This is a genomic window from Arachnia propionica (genome assembly GCF_037055325.1).
Lineage (GTDB): Bacteria > Actinomycetota > Actinomycetes > Propionibacteriales > Propionibacteriaceae > Arachnia.
On sequence record NZ_CP146373.1, the window covers coordinates 1,246,202 to 1,266,082 of the forward strand.

The following is a 19,881-nucleotide window of genomic DNA, read 5'->3' on the forward strand; positions in this document are numbered from 1 at the left end:
GGTCAGCTGCGCCGCTCCAGCTTCAGCTTCCAGGCATCGGGACCTTCCTGGACGTAGCTGACCTGGATGGCGTCGCCGTGGAGGTCGGCGATCTGCGCCAGCAGCGGCAGCGGGTTGTGGGGGGCGACGAGGATGAAAGCGTCGCCCACGTTCAGGGAGCCGACGACCCCAAGGATCGCGGCGTGACGAATCGCGTGCGGGATGACGCGGGCATCGAGTTCGGGCAGGGAACCGCAGCCGCAACCGCAGCCGCAGCTACCCCCGGAAGATTTCTCGGTGATGGGCAGTTCAGTCATGCGGCGGAGTTTAACGACATCCGGGGCGGCGCGGAAGTGGACGACACCGCCAATCGAGAGGATCGCCAGTAGGCTTGCGACCCGGCAGGGACAGTCATGCGCGAGAAGGAGGTGTCCATGCCGGTGATCCACGCCGCCATCACCACCGACCCCATCGACCAGTCAGGCCTGGAGGCCCTCGTCTCCAGCGCGCACGCGGGCGCGCGTGTGAGCTTCGCGGGCCTGATTCGCGACCACGACGAGGAGGCCGAGGGCGTCGTCGTTGGACTCGACTACACCTGTCATCCCGACGCGGACCGGTTCCTGGCCGGCGTCGCCGCATCCGTCGCATCGGACCTGGACCCGGAGGGCAGGGCCGTCCTTGCCGTCGAGCACCGGATCGGGTCCCTCGGGGTCGGGGAGGTGGCGATCGTCGCCGTCGCCGCGTCGGCGCACCGCGACCAGGCCTTTGAGCTGTGCCGGACGCTGGTGGATCGCGTTAAGGCGGAGGTGCCGATCTGGAAACACCAACACGAGGAGTCCGGGCGCGCATCCTGGTCCAACCTGGGGCTGCCCCAGTGACCTTGACCGACCGTTTCGGTCGCGTTCACCGCGATCTGCGGATCTCGCTGACCGACCACTGCAATCTGCGCTGCACCTACTGCATGCCCGCCGAGGGAGTGCCGTGGCTGCCCCGCACCACCCTGTTGACCCCCGAGGAACTGATGCGGATAGTGCGGATCGCCGTCGGGGAGGGCATCGAGGAGGTGCGCCTGACGGGCGGGGAACCGCTGCTGCGCCCCGACTGCGTGGACGTGGTGGCGGCCATCGCCTCGGTCGAGCCGCGCCCCGAGATCTCCATCACCACCAACGGCATCGGCCTGGCCCGGCTGGCCGCGCCCCTGAAACGGGCCGGCCTGGCGAGGGTAAACGTCTCCCTGGACACCCTGAAACCGGATCGTTTCCACCAGCTCACCCGCCGCAACCGACTCGCCGACGTCCTGGCCGGGATCGCGGCTGCGGATGCCGCGGGACTGCATCCGGTGAAACTGAACGCGCTGCAGTTGCGCGGGATCAACGACGACGAGGCACCCGACCTCCTGGCGTTCGCGATGGACCACGGCTACGAGCTGCGGTTCATCGAGCAGATGCCCCTCGACGCGGGACACACCTGGCGACGGGACTCGATGGTGACCGCCGCCGAGACCATGGCCCGGCTCAGCGAACACTTCACCCTGACCCCGCTGCCGGGCCGTGGCGCGTCGCCTGCGGAACGTTTCCTGGTGGATGGCGGCCCCACGACCGTCGGCATCATCGCATCGGTGACCGCGCCGTTCTGCGGCGCCTGTGACCGGTTGCGGTTGACCGCCGACGGGCAGCTGCGCAACTGCCTGTTCGCCACGGAGGAATCCGACTTGCGCACCCCGATGCGAGGCGGTGTGAGCGACGAGGAACTGGCCGGGATCTTCCACCGCTGCCTGCTGCGCAAACTGCCCGGCCACGGAATCAACGATCCCGGTTTCCTGCAGCCTCAACGTCCCATGAATGCGATCGGCGGATAGCTTTTCAGCCGCATATGCGGATACCATGCTGGGGTTTGACACTCAGATCCCCAGGAACAGGATGTACCGGTGAGCCCCATGACCACTTTCAGCATCCGGGAAGCCGCCCAGCTGATCGGCGTCAGCGACGACACCCTCAGGCGAAACATCGACCGAGGCGTGCTGCGTGCGTCCCGCCATGGCGGGCACCTCAGCATCGACGGACGCGACCTGGTGGCCTTCCAGCAGGCCCGGCAGGCCACGGTCGACACGGAGGGCACCCCCACCTCGGCACGCAACCGCTTCACCGGACTGGTGATGGCCGTCAAGAAGGACAAGGTGATGGCAGAAGTGCAGTTGCGATGCGGTCCCTTCGTCATCACATCCCTGATGAGCACGGAGTCCGCGGAACGTCTTGGACTGACACCGGGAACGCTCGCCACGGCCGTGGCGAAGGCCACCACGGTGATCATCGAAACCCCGGAAGGACTCTCGTGAAGAAACTGGCCCTGACCCTCGCGGGCCTGCTGACCCTGACCGCCTGCGGCTCCCAGGCCACGTCCAACACCAGCCAGAGCGCACCACAGCCGACGGCCTCCTCCGCCGCATCGGGCGACACCGACCAGGCCAACGCGACCCTGACGATCTTCGCCGCGGCCTCCCTGAAGAACGTCTTCCCGAAGATCTACGAGGAGTTCAAGAAAACCCACCCGAACTACACCATCGAGTTCTCCTTCGGTGGCTCCTCGGAGCTGGCCACCCAGATCAACAATGGCGCCGAGGCCGATGTCTTCGCCTCCGCCAACGAGAAACAGATGACGGTGGCCTCCGACGCTGGAAACGTTGATGCCGCCGGCACGAAGATCTTCGCCACCAACACCCTGACGCTGGTCACCCCTCCCAGCAACCCGGCAGGGATCACGAAACTGGAGGACGCCACCAAGGAGGGCGTGAAGCTCGTCGTGTGCGCCGAGCAGGTTCCCTGCGGCTCGGCCACCAAACAGCTCGCGGAGGCCACCGGTTTCACCTTCACTCCGGTCTCGGAGGAGCAGAAGGTCACCGATGTGCTGGCCAAGGTCACCTCGGGTGAGGCCGACGCCGGCCTGGTCTACGTCACCGACGCCGCGGGTGCAGGGGACAAGGTCAAGGTCGTCGACACCCCCGAGGCGGACAAGATCGTCAACAAGTACCCGATCGCGGTGACGAAATCCGCACGCCAGGGAGCCCAGGCCTTCGTCGATTTCGTGCTCGGTGAACAAGGCCAGTCCATGCTGCAGGCTGCCGGTTTCGGCGCACCCAGGTGACGACCCCCCGATGGGTGCTGCTGCCGGCGGCGCTCGGCATGCTGCTGGTGGCACTCCCCTTGGCCGGGTTGCTCAGCAGGGTGCCGTGGCCCGGCCTGCGGGACCTGCTGACCTCGCAGTCGTCGCTGGCGGCATTGCAGCTCAGCATTCTCACCGCGAGCGTCAGCACCATTTTCTGCATCGTGCTTGGCACGCCGATGGCGCTGGTCCTGGCGCGTCACGGGCTGCGCTGGCTGCGCCCCCTGGTCCTGTTGCCCCTGGTGTTGCCTCCTGTGGTCGGGGGTCTGGCACTGCTGTTCACGTTCGGGCGGATGGGGCTGATCGGACAGCACCTGGAGGCCGCGGGCATCAGGATCGCCTTCAGCACCGTGGCCGTCATCCTGGCGCAGACCTTCGTGTCGCTGCCCTTCCTGGTGATGGGGCTCGAGGGGGCGCTGCGCACCGCCGGGGACCGCTACGAGAGGGTGGCCGCCACCCTCGGGGCCTCCCCCACCCGGACCCTGTTCACGGTGACCCTGCCGCTGGTGTTCCCGGGGCTGTTGTCGGGGGCCGTGCTCAGTTTCGCCCGGGCACTGGGCGAGTTCGGCGCCACCCTGACCTTCGCGGGTTCCCTGCAGGGCAGAACCCGCACCTTGCCGCTGGAGATCTACCTCCAGCGGGAGGCCGACCCGGATGCAGCCATCGCCCTGTCACTGCTTCTGGTGATCTTCGCGGGAATCGTCATGGTGATCGCGTACGGAAAGGGAAGGATCAGGTCATGAAGGGACTGCACTGGGAGGGGACCCTCAATTCCCGTAACCACGAGACCGGCCTGGACGTGCCTCCGGGGCAGGTACTGGCCGTGGTCGGCCCGAACGGGGCCGGGAAATCGACGCTGCTGGATCTGCTGTGCGGGCTGCTGAAACCCGACCGCGGCCGCCTCAGCATCGACGGTCAAGTGCTGGTCGACTCCCGCCGTTTCGTGCCCGCCCACCGGCGGCGCATCGGCCTGCTCGGGCAGCAACCGCTGCTGTTCCCACACCTCGACGTGCTGAGCAACGTCGCCTACGGACCCCGCACCCAGAAAATCCGGCGCGACAAGGCCAAGGCGTTGGCCCTGGAGATGCTGGAACGTGTGGACGCCGCCGGCCTGGCCTCCCGCAGACCCGGAGAACTCTCCGGCGGCCAGGCCGCACGGGTCGCGCTGGCCCGGGCGCTGGCCACCAAGCCCCGCGCGATGCTGATCGACGAGCCCTTCGCCGCCGTGGACGTCGAGTACACGCCCCGACTGCGGGTGGCGGTCAAGGCTGCCCTCACCGAGGTCGGCTGCCCCTGCGTCATCGTCACCCATGACCCGACCGATGTCGCGGCGCTGGCCGATGACGTCGCTGTGCTGGAAAGTGGCCGGATCGTGGAACACGGCCCGGTCGCCGAGGTCATGGCCCGCCCGGAAAGCTCTTTCGGGAAGCTGCTGTTCGACCGGGACCGACCCGAGCAATCTCCTTGACACCGCCTGCTTCTCGTTCGCCATATGGCTGGGCCAAGCTTCTTGAAAGAGCTTCCGGAGAAAACGAGGCGAGCCACTACCGGGCCACGACTGTGAGCACCCCTTCCTCGTCCGTGTTCACCGCCACCTCCGTGTCGTAGACCCGGCTCAGGTTCTCCGAGGTGCAGACCTCGTGTGGGGTTCCCTGGGCCACCACTTCGCCGGCGGCCATCAGCATCACCTCGTCACAGAAGCGGGTGGCCAGGTTGATGTCGTGCAGGACCACCAGGGCCAGCCGGGAGGACGGCTCCCCCGCCTCCGTGTCCTTTCCGTTCCGTTTCTCGGCGACCGTGGCCTCGGAGCCATGGACGTGTTTGCGGACGCTGCGCAACACCCGGACCTGGTGTTTCAGGTCCAGGGCGCTGGTCGGTTCGTCGAGCAACACGAGTTCGGGCCCGTGTACGAGGGTCTGCGCCAGGGAGATGAGCTGCCGTTGACCTCCCGAGCACTCCCCCAGATAGGTGTTGGCAAGCCTGCCGATGCCCAGCGCCTCGAGGGCGGCGTAGGCGCGTTCCACGTCTTTTTTCGGGACCCGCCACGCCGAGCCGCCGCGTTGGGCCGAGACCAGCACCGATTCCATGGCGGTCAGAGCGATGTGCCCCGGGATCTCCTGGGGCATGTACCCGGTGACGTCCTGCAGGGCGCGGCCGCTGCGTTTCCCGTAGCTGACCGACCCGTGGCAGTGCTGGGCGCCCGCGATGGAACGGACCAGCGTCGACTTCCCGCAGCCGTTGGGGCCGAGCAGCCCCGCGACGACGCCCTCCTTGATGGTCAGGTCGAGACCGGAGAGCACCGCGTGTTTTCCATAGCTCACGCTGATGGATTCAAGGTTGAGCATGAGTTCCGAACCTCTTCTCGTGAGCGTGGTCTAGTTGGAGATGGCGGAGGTGGTGCGCCGCCTGCCCAGGATGATCAGCACGAACACCGGGACACCGACGAGGGCCGTGAGGATACCGACCGGGAGCACCACACCCGGCACCACGATCTGGGCCACCGCATGGGCGCTGGTGAGCACCAGAGCGCCGCAGGCCATTGCCGTCGGCACGAAGAGCCGCTGGTCCTCCCCCACCAGGATGCGGGCCACGTGGGGGCCGACCAGGCCCACGAAACCGATGATCCCGACGGAGCTGACGGTGAGCGCCGCGATCAAGGAGGCCCCCAGCAGGGTCCACATGCGGACGTTGTCCACCTTCACGCCCATCGCCCGGGCTCGAGCCTCACCAAGCGAGAGCGCGGTGAGTTTCCACTGATTGATCCAGAACAGCGGAATGACGGCCACCAGGGTGATCAGCACCATGGTGATGGAGAACCAGGTGGCACGCTCCAGCGACCCCATGGTCCAAAACACCATCCGCTGGAGGGATTCCTGGGAGGCCCGGTACTGGATCAGCATCAACACCGCCTGGAACCCGAAGACCAGGGCAATGCCCAGCAGGATGATGGTCTCGCGACCCGAACGCCGCAGCCGCGACACCAGTGCGATCACCCCGCTGGCGACCAGAGCCAACGCCGCGGCACCGATCGGCACGGAGGCCTCGGAGAAGAAGGGAAAACTGATCCCGGTGGCGATCACGATGGCCGCACCACACCCCGCAGCGGCAGAGACGCCCAGGGTGTAGGGCTCTGCCAGGGGGTTGTCGAGAATGGTCTGCATCTGTGCACCGGCGAGGGCCAGCGCAGCACCGGCCACCACAGCCATGAGAGCGGGCGGGGTACGCAGATCCATCACGACGGTTCGGGTCCGCCCAGACACTTCTACCGCCCATCCAGCATCGATCCCCAGCTGCTGCAGCCCCTCCGCGATCCCTCTGAGATAGGTGTTGGCGATGTCCACAGCACTGAGGCCAAGCGGCCCCACCAGCATGGCGATCACAAACATGACCACCACAGCCGCAAGAATGCCGACGAGGATCAGCATGCGTTTAGTCTTGATCCGCCAGAACTCAGCGAGCACATCCTCTCGGGAACCGCTCTCCGGCATCGCAATCTCCACTGGGGCGGTTGTGCTCTCCGAGATGGTCTCGGCTACCTCGGTGTCGGTCATGACAGCTTGGCGGCGAAGATACCCTCGGCCTTGAAGGGCATGAACTTGTCGTGGAAGTCACTCCAGGCGGCGTCCACCTTGGGCAACCCGTCGACCTTGATCCCCTGCCACTCGGCGAAGGCGACATAGGCGAGGAAGTTGTACGGAGCATCGTAGAACTGGTGATAGATGGCGTAGACCTGCTTGTCACTGAACGCCTTCAGTTCGCTGTAACCGGTCTCACCGGACAACTGTCCCAGGGTCTGGTTCGTTTCCTCGGAGGTAGCGTTGTAGCCGAGCTTGACGTACTTGATGACCGTCTTATCACTCACGTTCTGCTTTTCCCAGTCGCCACCCGTGGCGATGATGATGTCCGGCTGGGATGCGATCAGCTGCTCAGCCGTGACGGTGCCTGCATCCCCATCAATCAGTGTGGTGCCGAGGTTGTTGCCGCCGCTGGCGGTAACGATCTGCCCGAAGTTGGATTCCCCGAAGGTGCGACCGGGTTCAGAAATGCCGGGGGAACGCCACACGAAGACGCTGGGGCGATCAGCCTCGGCCTTGGCCTTGGCCGCCTCCAGAACCGGGTTGACCAGGGAGTCGTAATAGGTGAGGAACTCTTCCGCCTTGTCGGAGACGCCAAAGACCTGACCCAGCAGCCGGACGCTGATGTGGGTGTTCTCCACCGGTTTCTTGCGGAAATCGGTCACCAGATAGGGGACCTTGGCGGAATCCAGCTTTGCGTCAAACCCGGCCTGTTTGGCAGCCTCGTACTGTTCCAGGGTCATGAGGAACAGGTCGGGGTTGTGCTCGAGGAGGTTCTCTACGCTCAGGTCTCCCTTGGCGACGTTGCCGATGGTGGGCAGCTCTGCCGCCTTGGGCTGCACCTTCACCACTCGATCGTAGATGTCGGGGGCAGCGCTCTGAAGGTCGGTTCCCCAGGCCACAACCTTGTCCATGAGGTTGTCGCGCTGGAGGAAGAGCAACGAGTAGGCATGCCGGGACTCCCCCAGGATGATCTTGGAAGGAGCGGCTTCCAGGGTGACGGTACGATCCGCGACATCGGTGATGGTCAATGCGCCGCCGGCTGATCCTGAAGCGGAGGGCGCGGCCGGTTGATTTCCGTTGCTACACGCCGAAACGGTAGCCACTCCCAACGCTCCTGCGGCCCCTGTCAGAAAAGTCCTGCGTTTCATGTTCATGCCTCCTGCCGCCACGGCGGCGCGATTGTGTGTGGTGGTGTTGGTCAGATCGAACTACCCGGGACGCTTTCCGCGTCACCTCAAAGATAAAGCTAGGCAACCCTAAAGGTAGGTCGCGGGATTACGCAACTTTGGAATTGCACTATGCGAGACGAGGCTTTGTGTGGCAGCGACCTCCACCCGTGTTGCATGTCACTAGTGGCGTCTCGCTCCGTCACTGCGACCGGACCTTGCCCGCAGAGCCTTTAAAATCTAGGAGTGGAGAAGACGAGGAAGGCCGTGTCCGAGGAGTGGATCACGCACATCGGCGGGGCGAATCGCGAGCCCATCGGCTGGATCGCACCCCGCGGCGAGGGTTTCGTCGCCATCGACCTGCTCGGTCGGGAACGCAGCGAAACAGTCGATTGGCTCGAAGCGGAGGAGACCCTCGACGAGCTCGGCATCCGCTACCTGGCCGCCCCCTACGAACTCGTGACCGACTCGGGCACATCGAAGGTCTACATCGCCGAGGCCACCCCGGATTTCGTGCGCGTCAAAGAGGATGACTTCAACGACATCAATTCCGACCAGACCTTCCACACCCTTCCGTTCCCCGTTCCGGAGGAGTTGCTGCGAGAACTTCCGGGGCGCTGATTCAGCCCCCGGCGAAGGGCGGTAGGACGTCGACCCCCCGCGCCCCGGTCAGGTCGTGGTCGTCCGGCAGGCCCGCCCTGCCGTCGACCAGCATGGAACAACGCCCCAGCACCGCCTCGAACCCCTCACCGTGACGGGCCACGAGGATGGCCTTCAGCTCACCGAGGGTGGCGGCCTCCACCTCCTCGGTATCGGTCCCGGCGGCGGCCTCCACGGCCGCGAACAGGCGAACGAGGATCATTTCTTCTCCTTCTCCGGCGGCAGGGGCGCCGAGGTGGCGGCGTCCTCCACCACCCGGCGCAGGTAGTCGAGGTCGCGTCCCGGAGCGGCCCCTGCCGCCAACCCCCACAGGTGCGCGCTCACGGGAGCCATGGGGCGTGCTCCCGCGTGAGCGATCTCGCGGCTGAGTTCCAGTACTCCGTGAATGTCCACGCGCCCCGGGTCGATATCCAGGGCCGCGCAGGCCCGATCCACGAACTCCTGCCAGCCGGTTTCGTCCTGACTCATCTTGTCCCTCCAGAACTCGCTCCAGTGGGCGTGATCCGCCCATGTGTCCACGTCACGCCCGTCGTCGCCGGCATCGAGCAGCAGCCCCAGCCGCATGCCCGCCAGCAGCCCGCGAACCGACCGGTTCCGTGGGTCGCCGTAGGCTCGGGCCGCCGCCCGCAGCCGTGTGGTGCGGTGGATTCCCAGCAGCCACTGCGGGTTTCCCTCAGCCGAGGCCAGGCAGTAGCCGTCCAGGTCGTCGTCCCGCGTGGTCGCGGCGAGCAGCCTGGGCACGGCCGCCTGCACGCCGGGCAGGTCGCAGGCCAGCGCCACCGTCCATTCCGCGGGTTCCCCGACGGCGTCCAGGCCGGCGACGATCCCGGCGGCCGGCCCGGTTCCCGGCGGGTCCTCGACGGTGACCAAGACCCCGTCGGGCACCGCCACCGGACCGACCACCACCGTCGTGCGGGCGCGCCTGACCGCTTCGAGCACCACGTCGAGCAGTCGCCTGCCGCCGACGACCAGGTCGGCCTTGGACACCCCACCGAGCCGCGAACCGCGGCCACCCGCCAGGATGATCGCATCGAACTCAGGCATCGCGCCGCCAGCTACCCGACCGGCCGCCCTCCTTGGCGAGCAGCTTCACCTCGCGGATGTGGGCGTTCCTGTCGAGGCCCTTGACCATGTCGATCAGCGCCAGCGCGGCAACGGATGCAGCGGTGAGGGCCTCCATCTCGACGCCGGTGCGGTCGGCGGTGCGCACCGTGGCGACCACCTCGATGCTCTCCGGACTGAGGGTCAGGTCAACCGTGGCGCCGTGCACCCCGATCACGTGGGCCAGCGGCAGCAGTTCCGGGGTTCGTTTCGCCGCCGCGATCCCGGCGATCCGCGCCACCGCGAGCACGTCGCCCTTCGGCATCTCCCCGGATGCGATGCGCCGCAGGATCTCCGGGTCACAGACCACCGTCGCGGAGGCGGTGGCGGCGCGTTTCGTCGGTTGCTTGTCGGTGACGTCGACCATGCGGGCCTGGCCGGCGGAATCGAGATGGGTGAACTTCACAGGTACCTCCGGAAGGAGACGAGATCGCCGGGCCGGACGTTGTCCGTCGGTTCGTCGAGCAGGGCCAAGCCATCCGCCCGGGCGGCGGCCGAGACCAGGTGAGAGGCCGAGACTCCCTCGTGGGCGGGCACCACGACCATGCGCCCCGACTCGTCGGATGAAACGACGACCGGCACCACCTGACGACGACCCCTCGGGGCGGGCCAGGGAGATCCGACGACGGCCCGCAGCCAGGGTCGTGGTTCGCGACCCAGCATCGCGTCGATCAGCGGCTCCACGAACAGTTCGCAGCTGACCATCGTGGACAGCGGATTGCCGGGCAACGCCACCAGCGGCACCTCTCGCTCCCCCGCCCGCCACAGCGCCCAGCCTTGCGGCTTTCCGGGTTGCATGACGACGTGGACGAAACGGGACCTCACAGCAGCGGAGGAACCGACCTCCCCGCTCAACACCTGCCGCACCACGTCGTGGTCGCCGACGGAAACCCCGCCGCTCAGCACCACCAGATCCGCCCCTGACGCCGCGGCATCCAGCCCTGCGGCGAAACTCCCCGGCTCGTCGGGCAGAACCGGGGACGCGACCACCTCAGCGCCCATCCTGCTCAGCTGCCCAGCCATGAAGGTGCCGTTCGACTCGTAGATCTGACCCCGGGCCAGTACCGCACCTGCGGGGCGCAGCTCATCGCCCGTCGCGATGACGGCGACGCGGGGTCGCCGCACCACCGTCACCTCCCCCCGCCCGCAGGCGGCTGCTGCGCCGAGGGCCCGCGGCCCCAGCCGCAGCCCAGCGGGCAGCACCTCGGCGCCGGCGGGAAAATCCTCCCCCACCGCCCTGACGTGGTTCTTGGCGCCCGGTTCCTCGACGATCCGGACAATCCCTCCGGATTCCTCAGTCAATTCGACGGGCACTACCGCATCGGCCTGTGACGGCAGAGGCGCGCCCGTCATGATCCGCACGCACTCGCCACGACTTATCGCCGGATCCGCAGGTGACCCCGCGGCGACCGTCCCGACCACGCTCAGTTCGGCGCCCCGGTACCGGTCGGTCTCGTGGACCGCGAAACCGTCCATGGCAGAGTTCGCGAACACCGGCACAGCCGTGGCCGCGGTCACCGGCCTCGCCAACGTCCGTCCGTCCGCCCGGTCCAGGGACACGGCCTCGACATCCGTGATCCGCGCCACGAGCCGGAGCAGCTCGTCCCGGTACTCCTCGATGCTCAATCTGTCGCGCACGTCAGCTCCTCCCGGCAAGTGGCAGTTCCACCACCCTCGCCCGGAGGGTGTCGATGTACATCACACGCCCCAGCAGCGGTTCCCCGACCCCGGTGAGCAGTTTGACCACCTCGGTGGCCATCACCGAACCCACCCAACCGGTCATGGGACCCAGCACCCCAACCTCCGCGGCCGTCGGGCAGCTCAGCGGGGGGTCGGGGAACAGATCCGACAGGGCCAGTCCGTGACGTTCCCACAGCACCGTGACCTGCCCGTTGACGGCCTGGACGGCACCGAAGACCAGCGGCAGATCGAGGCGCTGGCAGGCCCCGGCCACGGCCAGGCGGGTGGGCAGGTTGTCCACCGCATCCACCACCACGTCGCAGCCGGCGAGGACCGTCTCCGCCGTGTCCTGCGCGACCCGCAGGGACACGGGAATCACTTCGACCATGGGGTTGAGGTCCACCAGTCGCGCGGCGGCGGCGTCGGCCTTAGAGGTCCCCAGGGTGGTGGTGCCGTAGAGGGTCTGGCGTTGCAGGTTACGTTCCTCCACGACGTCGTCGTCGACGACGATCAGCCGACCCACCCCGGAGGCGGCCAGGTATTGCAGCACGGGACCACCGAGACCTCCCGCACCGATGCAGCACACCGTCGCGGCCTTGAGCCTGCCCTGGGCCTCCTCCCCGAAACCTTCGATGGCCATGGTCCGCTGGTAGCGGTCGCGTTCGGCTTCGGTGAGGAGCTCGGGGACGGCGATGACCGGCTGCATCAGCCCTCCGGGAGCGCGTCGAGAATGACCCGGGCCAGTTCCCCGGGATCGCGGTCCCGGTGGGTGGCGATCGCCAGCCCCCACAGGTAGGCGGAGACCGGGGCCATGGGGCGCTGGTAGCGTGCCGCGACCTGGCCCGTCAGGTCGTGAACGGCCCGCGGGGAGACCCTAGATGCGTCGACCTCCAGAGCCTCGGCCACGTGTTCCACCCAGGCGGCCCAAGCGGTCTCGTCAATGGGTTCCCGACCGCTCACGCTTGCTCCTTCAGTTTCGGTTTGTCCCACAGCCCGGCGGGCACATTGGTGTTCCGGACCGGTTTCTTCCCGGCAGAGCGGTAGACCACGTAGGGCCGGGTCACGTATCCCACCGGAATGCTGAAGGCGTGCACCAGCCGGGTGAACGGCCAGATCAGCAGGATCAGAAATGCCAGGAAGGCGTGCGCCTGGAAGGAGAACGGCGAGTTCACCATCAGCTCGATGTCTGGTTGGAAGGTGAAGATGCTGCGGAACCAGGGACTCACCCCCTGCCGGTAGTTGTAGTGGTGGTCGAAGGTGGTGGTCAGCGTGTTCCACGCTCCGGTGACGAGGATGGCGGTCAGCACCACGTACATCACGACATCCCCGATGGTGGTGGCCTTCCGCACCGCGGGCACTGCGATGCGCCGGATGATGAGGATCAGATACCCGACGGCGATCATGATCCCGGAGATCCAACCGCCCACCACCGCGACGATGTGGTAGGTCTCCTGATCGATACCGAGCGCATCGGTCCAGGCCTTCGGGATGACCACCCCCATGAGATGCCCACCGAAGGCGAACAGCAGGCCGAAGTGGAACAGCGGAGCACCGATACGCAGCATCCGTGACTCGTGGATCTGAGAGCTGCGGGTGGTCCAGGAGAACTGGCTGAAACGGTATCGCCAGATCATGCCGACGACGAAGACCGCCATCGCGATGTAGGGGAAAACCCCCCAGAGCAGAGTGTTCATGGATCAGACTCCCAGCAGTTCAGCGTCTTCGTCGGGACGGGGGTTCAGGAACGGATCGATGCCGTAGGGCTCCAGCCCCACGCCCTCGGTCTCGGGACCGTCGCGGAGCAGTTTCGCGACGGTTTCGGCCTGCTCACCGTCAACGGCGGGCAGGGTGGCGCGCAGGGCGGCCAGCGCCCCGTACCAGGGAGATTTCCGGTGCTCCAGGGCCATCGCGAGCAGCTCCACCCCGGCGCGGTGCCGGTTGATCAGGTCCCAGGCGACATCCAGGTCACCAAGGGCCCCGAATTCCAGGACCACTGACAGGTGGTCGGGCAGTTCATCGTCACTGACCTCCATTCCGGCGCGGCGGTAGGCCTGTTTGAACTGCACCAGCGCAACCCCTCGCTTCCGGCTATCACCGTGGGCGTAGTAGGTCAGGTGCAGGGCGCACTTACGGGTGTAGTCAAAGGTTTCGACATAGGCCCTCCGGGACGCCTCCAGGCCCTGCTGTTCGAGGTGGTCGATCACCCCGATCAGCGGCTCCCCCACTGTGGCGGGTAGCTTCCCGACCACGCCCCGAAGCCGCGTCAGGTTCCGGAACAGCTTCACCGTGGGGTATTCCAGCAGCAGAGAGACGGCCTGCCATGTCACGCGCAGCTGGTCGTCGGGCAGCTCCCGGGCCGGGACGTTCGGGGCCCGACGTCCGATGCCGGGCAGCCAACGCCTCATCACTTCACCCCCGAGGTCGGCATGCCGTGACCATCCCAGTCGAGGAAGGTGCCCTGCCCCTGGGTGGCCTCCCGCCGTGCCTTCGCAGCCGAGTAGCTGCCGATCGTCACGGCCACAGGACCACCACCGGGGGCCGTGCCACCTTCACCGACAGGGCATTCAGTGGAGATCGACTCCAGGCTGTGGGCCTGTTCCTTGTGCGACGGCGGGATGACGTAGCGCTCGTCGTACTTGGCGATCGCGAGCAGCCGGAACATGTCCTGAATCTCCTGACCGGTCATGCCGACCTTGGCGGCGATCTCCTCGTTGCCAACCCCTCCAAGGTTGATGTCGCGCATGTAGGAGCGCATCGCGGCCATTTTCTCCAAGGCGGCGCGCACCGGAGCGACGTTGCCTGCCGTGAACAGATTGGCTAGGTACTCCATGGGGATGCGCAGCACATCAATGGCCCCGAACAGGTTGTCGACGTTTTCTGCGTCATATCCGGTGGATGCGACGGAGTCGACGATGGGCGACAGCGGCGGGATGTACCACACCATCGGCATGGTGCGGTACTCCGGGTGCAGGGGAAGCGCCACCCGGTGGTCCATGATGAGTTTCTTCACTGGGGAACGCCGGGCCGCCTCGATCCAGTCGTGCGGAATGCCTTGACGTTCCGCTTCGGCGCGAATGTCGGGATCCTCCGGGTCGAGGAAGACCGTGAGCTGTTTCTCGTACAGCTTGTGTTCGTCGCGTTCGGCAGCGGCCACGAGCACCGCGTCGGCGTCGTAGAGCATCAACCCGATGTAGCGCAGCCGTCCGACGCAGGTCTCCGCGCAGACCGTGGGGATCCCCAGCTCCACGCGCGGGTAGCAGAAGGTGCACTTCTCGGCCTTGCCGGTGTTGTGGTTGAAGTAGACCTTCTTGTAGGGGCAGCCGGAGATACACATGCGCCAGCCGCGGCAGCGGTCCTGGTCCACCAGGACGATGCCGTCCTCGGCACGTTTGTAGATCGCGCCCGAAGGACAGGAGGCAGCGCACGCCGGGTTGAGGCAGTGTTCACAGATGCGCGGCAGATAGAACATGAAGGTCTGTTCGAACTCGAACTTCACCTTGTCCTCGATGCCCTTGAGCATCGGGTCCTTGTGCCCGTACTCGACCATGCCACCCAGGTCATCGTCCCAGTTTGGACCCCACTTCGGGGTCATCTTCTCGCCGGTGATCAGTGAGTGGGCCGTGGCCACCGGGAAGTGTTTCTGTCCCGCCGGGGCGTTCAGCAGGTTCTGGTAGTCGTAGGTCCACGGCTCGTAGTAGTCGTCGATCTCGGGCATCTTCGGGTTGCCGAAGATGTTGAGCAGTTTGTGGAACCGACCACCACCCTTGAGGCGCAGCCTGCCGCGCTTGGTGACCTCCCAGCCGCCCTGCCATTTCTCCTGGTTCTCGTATTCCCGGGGGTAGCCGAGACCCGGGCGGGTCTCCACGTTGTTGAACCACACGTACTCAGTGCCGGAGCGGTTCGTCCAGGCCTGCTTGCAGGTGACCGAGCAGGTATGGCAGCCGATGCACTTGTCGAGATTCATCACCATCGCCATCTGGGCCATGATTCGCATGTTGATTAGGTCCTTTCCGGCTCAGAAGTAGGTAACGTCCTGCGAACGCTTGCGGATCATCGTGACCTCGTCACGGTTGTTACCCGTAGGTCCGTAGTAGTTGAACGCGAAGGCGATCTGTCCGTAGCCACCGGCGATGTGGGTCGGCTTGACCATGATGCGGGTCATCGAGTTGTGGATGCCGCCACGGCGACCGTCGCGCTCGGTGAGAGGAACCTCGATGAGGCGGTCTTGAGCGTGGTACATGTACACGGTGCCCTCGGGCATGCGGTGCGACACGATCGCGCGGCAGCTGACGACGCCATTGCGGTTGACCAGCTCGACCCAGTCGTTGTCCTCGATCCCGACCTTGGCCGCGTCCTGCGGGCTGATCCAGATCTGCTGACCTCCACGGGAGAGCGTCTGCATGAACCAGTTGTCCTGGTACTGCGAGTGAATGGCCCACTTGAAGTGGGGAGTCAGGTAGCGCACCGAGACCCCTAGCTCGTTGACCTCGCCGAGGGGTGATTCCCCGAACAGTCGGGTCATGTTGAGGGGGCCGCGATAGGTGGGCAGCTGCTCTCCAAGCGCGATCATCCAGTCGTGGTCGAGGTAGAAGTGCATGCGCCCGGTGAGCGTGTGCCACGGCTTCATGCGTTCGACGTTGATGGTGAACGGGGCGTAGCGACGGCCTCCCGACTCCGAGCCTGACCATTCGGGTGAGGTGATCACCGGCTGCGGCTGGGCGACGATGTCCTGGAAGGTGATGTGCTTGCCCTCGTGCTCGGCCGCCAGGTCGTGCAGCTGCACGCCGGTCCGTTTCTCCAGGGTCTTGAACCCCTGGGTGGCCAGGTGCCCATTGGTGGTGCCGGCCAGCGACATGATCGCCTCGGCGACGTCGATCCCATTGTCCAGCTGCGGACGGCCGTCGGCGGGGCCGCCACGGCGGGTGCCGTTCTTACCCTTGAGGTATTCGATGGCCGACGTGACGTCAGTGACGAGGCCTTTCTGGGCGGTGCCGAGCTTGTCGAGCAGCGGACCAACGGTGCCGTATTTCGCCCCGATCGCGGTGTAGTCGCGTTCGATGACGGTCAGGCGCGGCATGGTGATCGCCGGGATCGGATCCACCTCGCCCTTGCTCCAGTCCCTGACCGCACCGTGCGGCGTGGCCATCGCGTCCGGTGAGTCGTGCATCAGCGGGGTGGCCATCACGTCCTTGCGTACACCCAGGTGGTCCTCTGCCAGTTCGGAGAGCTTGTCGGCGATCAGCTGGAACGTCTCCCAGTCCGTCTTCGCCTGCCAGGGCGGATTGATGGCAGGGGTGAACGGGTGGATGAACGGGTGCATGTCGGTGGTGTTGATGTCGTGCTTCTCGTACCACGTGGCCGCGGGCAGCAGCACATCCGACATCAACGTCGAGCTGGTCATGCGGAAGTCCAGCGTCAACAGCAAATCGAGCTTGCCCTCGGGCGCCTGCTCCCGCCAGACCATGTCCGTGGGACGCATCTCCCCTTCCGCCTCGGCGGCGGTGACGGCGTGGTCGGTGCCGAGCAGGTGCTTCAGGAAGTACTCATCGCCCTTGGCGGTGTTGCCGATCAGGTTGGAGCGCCACAGCGTCAGGGCCCTGGGGAAGTTCTCAGGGTTGTCCGGGTCCTCGACCGCGAACTTCAGCCTGCCCTGTTTGAGCTGGTCGACGATGTAGTCGGGGGCCTCCTGCCCAGCGGCGGCAGCCTCGTCTGCCAGGGCGAGGGGGCTCTTCTCGAACTGCGGGAAGAACGGCATCCAACCCAGTTTCGCGGACTGCACATACAGATCGGAGGTGACCTTCTTGTCGAACAGACCGTTGCCGAACTTCTTAGCAGAAAGAGCATCAGCGTCAAAGGTGTCATAGCGGTACTGGTCGGTGTGGATGTACCAATAGCCGGTGTGGATCATCTGCCGGGCAGGGCGATGCCAGTCCAGCGCGAAGGCCATGGTGGCCCATCCCGTGATGGGGCGGGCCTTCTCCTGACCGACGTAGTGGGCCCAGCCACCCCCGTTGCGCCCTTCGCAACCGCAGAACTGGATCAGCGTCAGCATGGTCCGGTAGATCACGTCGGCGTGGTACCAGTGGTTGGCGCCAGCCCCCATGATGATCATGGAGCGCCCATTGGTGTCGATCGCGTTCTGCGCGAACTCGCGGGCAACTCGGATGACCTGTGCGGCGGGAACGTTGGTGATGGTCTCCTGCCACGCGGGGGTGTAGATGCCTTCGACATCGTCGTAATCCTTCGGCCAGGCGCCGGGCAGGCCCGGGCGGGCCACGCCGTACTGGGCCAGCAGCAAGTCGAGGACGGTGGTGACCAGCCGTTCCCCGACTCTGCGCACCGGCACCCCGCGGCGCAACCCGAAGGGCTCCTCGGCGTCGTTTGCGAAGCAGGGCAGCTCCACCTCGACCATCTCGTGCCCGGGAGTGTCCATCATGGTCAGGGCCGGTTTGATGTCGCCCAGGACCAGGTTCCACCTGCCCGCATCGGCGTCGCCGAAACGATGCCCGAGAGTGCCATTGGGGCTGGCGACCCGGTCGGCGTTCTCGTCCCACACGAGCGGCTTGAACATGGCATTGGCCTGCTCGGCCAGATCCCCGCCGACATCGCCCGCGACGAGGTTCTTGCCCGGCCGGTACACACCGGGGGCGTGTTCGTCGAGGGTGATCAGGAACGGGGAGTCGTTGTAGGTGCGGTTGTATTCGTCGAAGAACGGCACCCGCCGGTCGGCGAAAAACTCCTTGAGCACCACGTGCCCCATCGCCATGCCGAGGGCCGCGTCGGTGCCGGGCGCGACCGGAACCCACTCGTCGGCAAACTTGGTGGCCTCCGAGTAATCGGGCGACATGACCACGACCTTCTGGCCGCGGTAGCGGGCCTCGGTCATCCAGTGGGCGTCGGGCGTACGTGTCAGGGGCACGTTCGAACCCCACAACATCAGGTAGCCGGCATCCCACCAGTCGCCGGATTCACGCACGTCGGTCTGGTCGCCGTAGACCTGTGGCGAGGCGGGCGGCAGGTCGGCATACCAGTCGTAGAAGGACAGCATGCAGCCGCCAATGAGGCTGTGATACCGGGCACCGGATGCGTGGGAGACCATCGACATGGCCGGGATCGGCGAGAAGCCAGCGATCCGGTCAGGACCCCAGCGTTTGATGATGTAGGTGTGGGCGGCGGCCACCATCTCGACGGCCTCGTCCCAGTTCGCCCTGACGAAACCGCCCTTGCCGCGGGCCCGTTTGTAGGTGCGCGATTTCTCCTCGTCCTGAACGATGGAGGCCCATGCCAGCACGGGGTCGCCGTACTGGGCCTTGGCCGCTCGGTACATTTCCAGCAGGACGCCGCGAATGTAGGGGTAGCGCACCCGGGTCGGAGAGTAGGTGTACCAGGAGAACGACGCGCCGCGCGGGCAACCGCGGGGTTCGTACTCGGGCCGGTCGGAACCGACGGAGGGGTAGTCGGTCTGCTGCGCCTCCCAGGTGATGATCCCGTCCTTGACGTAGACCTTCCAGGAACACGAGCCGGTGCAGTTCACCCCGTGGGTGGAGCGGACCACCTTGTCGTAGGCCCAGCGATCCCGGTAGAAGGAGTCGCTGCGACCGCCCTTCTTGTGGACGGTACGTCCGTCACGGGAGACCTCACCTCGCGTGAAGAACCGACCGGTGTCAACCAGCAGATCCGTGAGCGGACCGTCCATGCCCACCTCGTACGTGTTGGTCATTGCTTCTCTCCTTCGTGTCCGGTTTCCCGGCTGAGCCTCAGGCAGCAGGGTCCGCCCGAGAAATCTGGTTCAAGTTCAACGTCCGTGTCAGGTTCCCCAAGCGCCCCCAGAAGGCCGCGGATGAGCCCCCGATGCGCACCACACACGGCCTCGGGGGACGAGAAAGCGGCCCCGCGGAGTGGGCAACCATTCAATTCCGCGGCCAGACGAGACGGCCCGGTCAGCGTCATCCGGGGGTCATATCCCCAGGACCTCAACAGTCCGATCACGACCTCGACCTTGTCCTGCCAGCCGACCTCGGACGGCGCGGGCACTCCCAGGAAACCGGCATCCAGGGTGCGCATCGCCCACTCCCTCAGCACGTCTTCGGCCTTGGCGCTCTCGACGTCCAGCACCTCGGCAAGCACCTCGGCAAGCAGCTGGTAATCGTCCTGGATGGCGACCGAAGGGACGGCGCGAGGCACCGGGAAGTAGCGGCGCCGGGGCCGTCCGACCCCCACTCGTTCGTCGCGCTGCAGGAGCCGTTCCTCGGCGACGAGCCGGTTGAGGTGCACCCGGACGGTCGTGATATGCAGCCGGAGATGCTCGGCGACCTCAGCAACCGTCAGACCCTCGGGATGGCGCGCGAGGAGGTCGAGGGCAGAATCCTGCGCGGATGCGCTTTGCACACCCCCGGTCAGCTGCCTCGCGACGGTCACCCGCGTCCTCCTGGTTCAGAATAAAAAGGGAAGCCCCGGCCAGCCCGAAACAAGAATTTAGCAATGAATTTCTTGCTTTAAATCCCTGCCGCGTGGGCTTTCTCAGGCTCGTTTGTTGACGTGATACTACAGCCACACAT

General features: G+C 66.2%; 22 protein-coding genes. 7 read left to right on the forward strand and 15 right to left on the reverse strand.

Annotated elements, in window-relative coordinates:
- Positions 1-2 precede the first annotated feature (2 nt).
- A complete protein-coding gene (locus V7R84_RS05750; RefSeq protein ID WP_338572992.1) occupies positions 3-296 on the reverse strand; it encodes a DUF2249 domain-containing protein in 294 nt (97 codons plus the stop codon).
- A 96-nt stretch (positions 297-392) separates the two neighbouring features.
- Between V7R84_RS05750 and V7R84_RS05755 the strand changes: the two genes are divergently transcribed.
- From V7R84_RS05755 to V7R84_RS05780, 6 genes are all read left to right on the forward strand, one after another.
- Entirely contained in the window at positions 393-857 is a 465-nt protein-coding gene (locus V7R84_RS05755) for a molybdenum cofactor biosynthesis protein MoaE (RefSeq protein WP_338572994.1), read from the forward strand.
- Complete coding sequence (gene moaA / locus V7R84_RS05760; RefSeq protein ID WP_338572996.1) at positions 854-1,837, forward strand: GTP 3',8-cyclase MoaA; 984 nt, start codon at positions 854-856, stop codon at positions 1,835-1,837. Before V7R84_RS05755 ends, moaA begins: the two co-directional genes overlap by 4 nt.
- A gap of 78 nt (positions 1,838-1,915) precedes the next feature.
- On the forward strand, positions 1,916-2,314 hold the full coding sequence (locus tag V7R84_RS05765) for a TOBE domain-containing protein (RefSeq protein ID WP_338573843.1): 399 nt from the start codon (positions 1,916-1,918) through the stop codon (positions 2,312-2,314).
- Positions 2,311-3,120, forward strand: a complete 810-nt coding sequence (gene modA / locus V7R84_RS05770) for a molybdate ABC transporter substrate-binding protein (RefSeq protein WP_338572999.1) — start codon at positions 2,311-2,313, stop codon at positions 3,118-3,120. Before V7R84_RS05765 ends, modA begins: the two co-directional genes overlap by 4 nt.
- A complete protein-coding gene (locus V7R84_RS05775) occupies positions 3,117-3,881 on the forward strand; it encodes an ABC transporter permease (RefSeq protein WP_338573001.1) in 765 nt (254 codons plus the stop codon). Before modA ends, V7R84_RS05775 begins: the two co-directional genes overlap by 4 nt.
- The gene (locus V7R84_RS05780) at positions 3,878-4,606 is read left to right on the forward strand and encodes an ATP-binding cassette domain-containing protein (RefSeq protein ID WP_338573003.1); all 729 of its coding nucleotides are present in this window, start codon (positions 3,878-3,880) and stop codon (positions 4,604-4,606) included. The genes V7R84_RS05775 and V7R84_RS05780 overlap by 4 nt, the downstream gene beginning before the upstream one ends.
- Positions 4,607-4,682: 76 nt before the next feature.
- Here the strand turns inward: V7R84_RS05780 and V7R84_RS05785 are convergent, their stop codons facing one another.
- The 3 genes from V7R84_RS05785 to V7R84_RS05795 are packed head-to-tail and all read right to left on the reverse strand — an operon-like array spanning position 4,683 to position 7,864.
- Positions 4,683-5,483: an ABC transporter ATP-binding protein gene (locus tag V7R84_RS05785; RefSeq protein ID WP_061787845.1), complete on the reverse strand. Its 801-nt coding sequence runs from the start codon at positions 5,481-5,483 to the stop codon at positions 4,683-4,685.
- A gap of 30 nt (positions 5,484-5,513) precedes the next feature.
- Entirely contained in the window at positions 5,514-6,689 is a 1,176-nt protein-coding gene (locus tag V7R84_RS05790) for an iron ABC transporter permease (protein ID WP_338573009.1), read from the reverse strand.
- Positions 6,686-7,864 (reverse strand): ABC transporter substrate-binding protein, encoded by a 1,179-nt coding sequence (locus tag V7R84_RS05795; protein WP_338573011.1) that lies wholly within the window; start codon positions 7,862-7,864, stop codon positions 6,686-6,688. The genes V7R84_RS05790 and V7R84_RS05795 overlap by 4 nt, the downstream gene beginning before the upstream one ends.
- Positions 7,865-8,128: 264 nt before the next feature.
- On the opposite strand from V7R84_RS05795, the gene V7R84_RS05800 reads away from it, so the two are divergent.
- A complete protein-coding gene (locus tag V7R84_RS05800; protein WP_338573014.1) occupies positions 8,129-8,503 on the forward strand; it encodes a hypothetical protein in 375 nt (124 codons plus the stop codon).
- A gap of 1 nt (position 8,504) precedes the next feature.
- Here the strand turns inward: V7R84_RS05800 and V7R84_RS05805 are convergent, their stop codons facing one another.
- Genes V7R84_RS05805 through V7R84_RS05855 form a run of 11 tightly spaced genes read right to left on the reverse strand, consistent with a single transcriptional unit; the run spans position 8,505 to position 19,741 of the window.
- Positions 8,505-8,744, reverse strand: a complete 240-nt coding sequence (locus tag V7R84_RS05805; protein WP_338573016.1) for a MoaD/ThiS family protein — start codon at positions 8,742-8,744, stop codon at positions 8,505-8,507.
- On the reverse strand, positions 8,741-9,586 hold the full coding sequence (locus tag V7R84_RS05810) for an NTP transferase domain-containing protein (RefSeq protein ID WP_338573017.1): 846 nt from the start codon (positions 9,584-9,586) through the stop codon (positions 8,741-8,743). The genes V7R84_RS05805 and V7R84_RS05810 overlap by 4 nt, the downstream gene beginning before the upstream one ends.
- A complete protein-coding gene (gene moaC, locus V7R84_RS05815) occupies positions 9,579-10,049 on the reverse strand; it encodes a cyclic pyranopterin monophosphate synthase MoaC (RefSeq protein WP_338573018.1) in 471 nt (156 codons plus the stop codon). The genes V7R84_RS05810 and moaC overlap by 8 nt, the downstream gene beginning before the upstream one ends.
- Positions 10,046-11,281, reverse strand: a complete 1,236-nt coding sequence (gene glp, locus V7R84_RS05820; protein ID WP_338573019.1) for a gephyrin-like molybdotransferase Glp — start codon at positions 11,279-11,281, stop codon at positions 10,046-10,048. The genes moaC and glp overlap by 4 nt, the downstream gene beginning before the upstream one ends.
- Before the next feature lies 1 nt (position 11,282).
- The gene (locus V7R84_RS05825) at positions 11,283-12,029 is read right to left on the reverse strand and encodes a HesA/MoeB/ThiF family protein (RefSeq protein ID WP_338573020.1); all 747 of its coding nucleotides are present in this window, start codon (positions 12,027-12,029) and stop codon (positions 11,283-11,285) included.
- Positions 12,029-12,283, reverse strand: a complete 255-nt coding sequence (locus tag V7R84_RS05830; RefSeq protein WP_338573023.1) for a DUF6457 domain-containing protein — start codon at positions 12,281-12,283, stop codon at positions 12,029-12,031. Before V7R84_RS05830 ends, V7R84_RS05825 begins: the two co-directional genes overlap by 1 nt.
- Entirely contained in the window at positions 12,280-13,017 is a 738-nt protein-coding gene (gene narI, locus V7R84_RS05835; protein ID WP_338573026.1) for a respiratory nitrate reductase subunit gamma, read from the reverse strand. The genes V7R84_RS05830 and narI overlap by 4 nt, the downstream gene beginning before the upstream one ends.
- Positions 13,018-13,020: 3 nt before the next feature.
- Positions 13,021-13,728 (reverse strand): nitrate reductase molybdenum cofactor assembly chaperone, encoded by a 708-nt coding sequence (narJ, locus tag V7R84_RS05840; protein WP_338573027.1) that lies wholly within the window; start codon positions 13,726-13,728, stop codon positions 13,021-13,023.
- Complete coding sequence (narH, locus tag V7R84_RS05845; protein WP_338573029.1) at positions 13,728-15,317, reverse strand: nitrate reductase subunit beta; 1,590 nt, start codon at positions 15,315-15,317, stop codon at positions 13,728-13,730. Before narH ends, narJ begins: the two co-directional genes overlap by 1 nt.
- Positions 15,318-15,338: 21 nt before the next feature.
- Complete coding sequence (locus V7R84_RS05850) at positions 15,339-19,043, reverse strand: nitrate reductase subunit alpha (RefSeq protein WP_338573032.1); 3,705 nt, start codon at positions 19,041-19,043, stop codon at positions 15,339-15,341.
- A complete protein-coding gene (locus V7R84_RS05855; protein ID WP_338573034.1) occupies positions 19,040-19,741 on the reverse strand; it encodes a helix-turn-helix transcriptional regulator in 702 nt (233 codons plus the stop codon). Before V7R84_RS05855 ends, V7R84_RS05850 begins: the two co-directional genes overlap by 4 nt.
- Positions 19,742-19,881 lie beyond the last annotated feature (140 nt).

Excerpts from the sequence above, each read along its gene's own strand:
- V7R84_RS05750 (WP_338572992.1), bottom strand. The coding sequence starts at position 296 with ATGACTGAACTGCCCATCACCGAGAAATCTTCCGGGGGTAGCTGCGGC.
- V7R84_RS05755 (WP_338572994.1), top strand. The coding sequence starts at position 393 with ATGCGCGAGAAGGAGGTGTCCATGCCGGTGATCCACGCCGCCATCACC.
- V7R84_RS05765 (WP_338573843.1), top strand. The coding sequence starts at position 1,916 with ATGACCACTTTCAGCATCCGGGAAGCCGCCCAGCTGATCGGCGTCAGC.
- V7R84_RS05780 (WP_338573003.1), top strand. The coding sequence starts at position 3,878 with ATGAAGGGACTGCACTGGGAGGGGACCCTCAATTCCCGTAACCACGAG.
- V7R84_RS05785 (WP_061787845.1), bottom strand. The coding sequence starts at position 5,483 with ATGCTCAACCTTGAATCCATCAGCGTGAGCTATGGAAAACACGCGGTG.
- V7R84_RS05790 (WP_338573009.1), bottom strand. The coding sequence starts at position 6,689 with ATGACCGACACCGAGGTAGCCGAGACCATCTCGGAGAGCACAACCGCC.
- V7R84_RS05795 (WP_338573011.1), bottom strand. The coding sequence starts at position 7,864 with ATGAAACGCAGGACTTTTCTGACAGGGGCCGCAGGAGCGTTGGGAGTG.
- V7R84_RS05805 (WP_338573016.1), bottom strand. The coding sequence starts at position 8,744 with ATGATCCTCGTTCGCCTGTTCGCGGCCGTGGAGGCCGCCGCCGGGACC.
- V7R84_RS05810 (WP_338573017.1), bottom strand. The coding sequence starts at position 9,586 with ATGCCTGAGTTCGATGCGATCATCCTGGCGGGTGGCCGCGGTTCGCGG.
- V7R84_RS05825 (WP_338573020.1), bottom strand. The coding sequence starts at position 12,029 with ATGCAGCCGGTCATCGCCGTCCCCGAGCTCCTCACCGAAGCCGAACGC.
- narI (WP_338573026.1), bottom strand. The coding sequence starts at position 13,017 with ATGAACACTCTGCTCTGGGGGGTTTTCCCCTACATCGCGATGGCGGTC.
- narJ (WP_338573027.1), bottom strand. The coding sequence starts at position 13,728 with ATGAGGCGTTGGCTGCCCGGCATCGGACGTCGGGCCCCGAACGTCCCG.
- narH (WP_338573029.1), bottom strand. The coding sequence starts at position 15,317 with ATGCGAATCATGGCCCAGATGGCGATGGTGATGAATCTCGACAAGTGC.
- V7R84_RS05850 (WP_338573032.1), bottom strand. The coding sequence starts at position 19,043 with ATGACCAACACGTACGAGGTGGGCATGGACGGTCCGCTCACGGATCTG.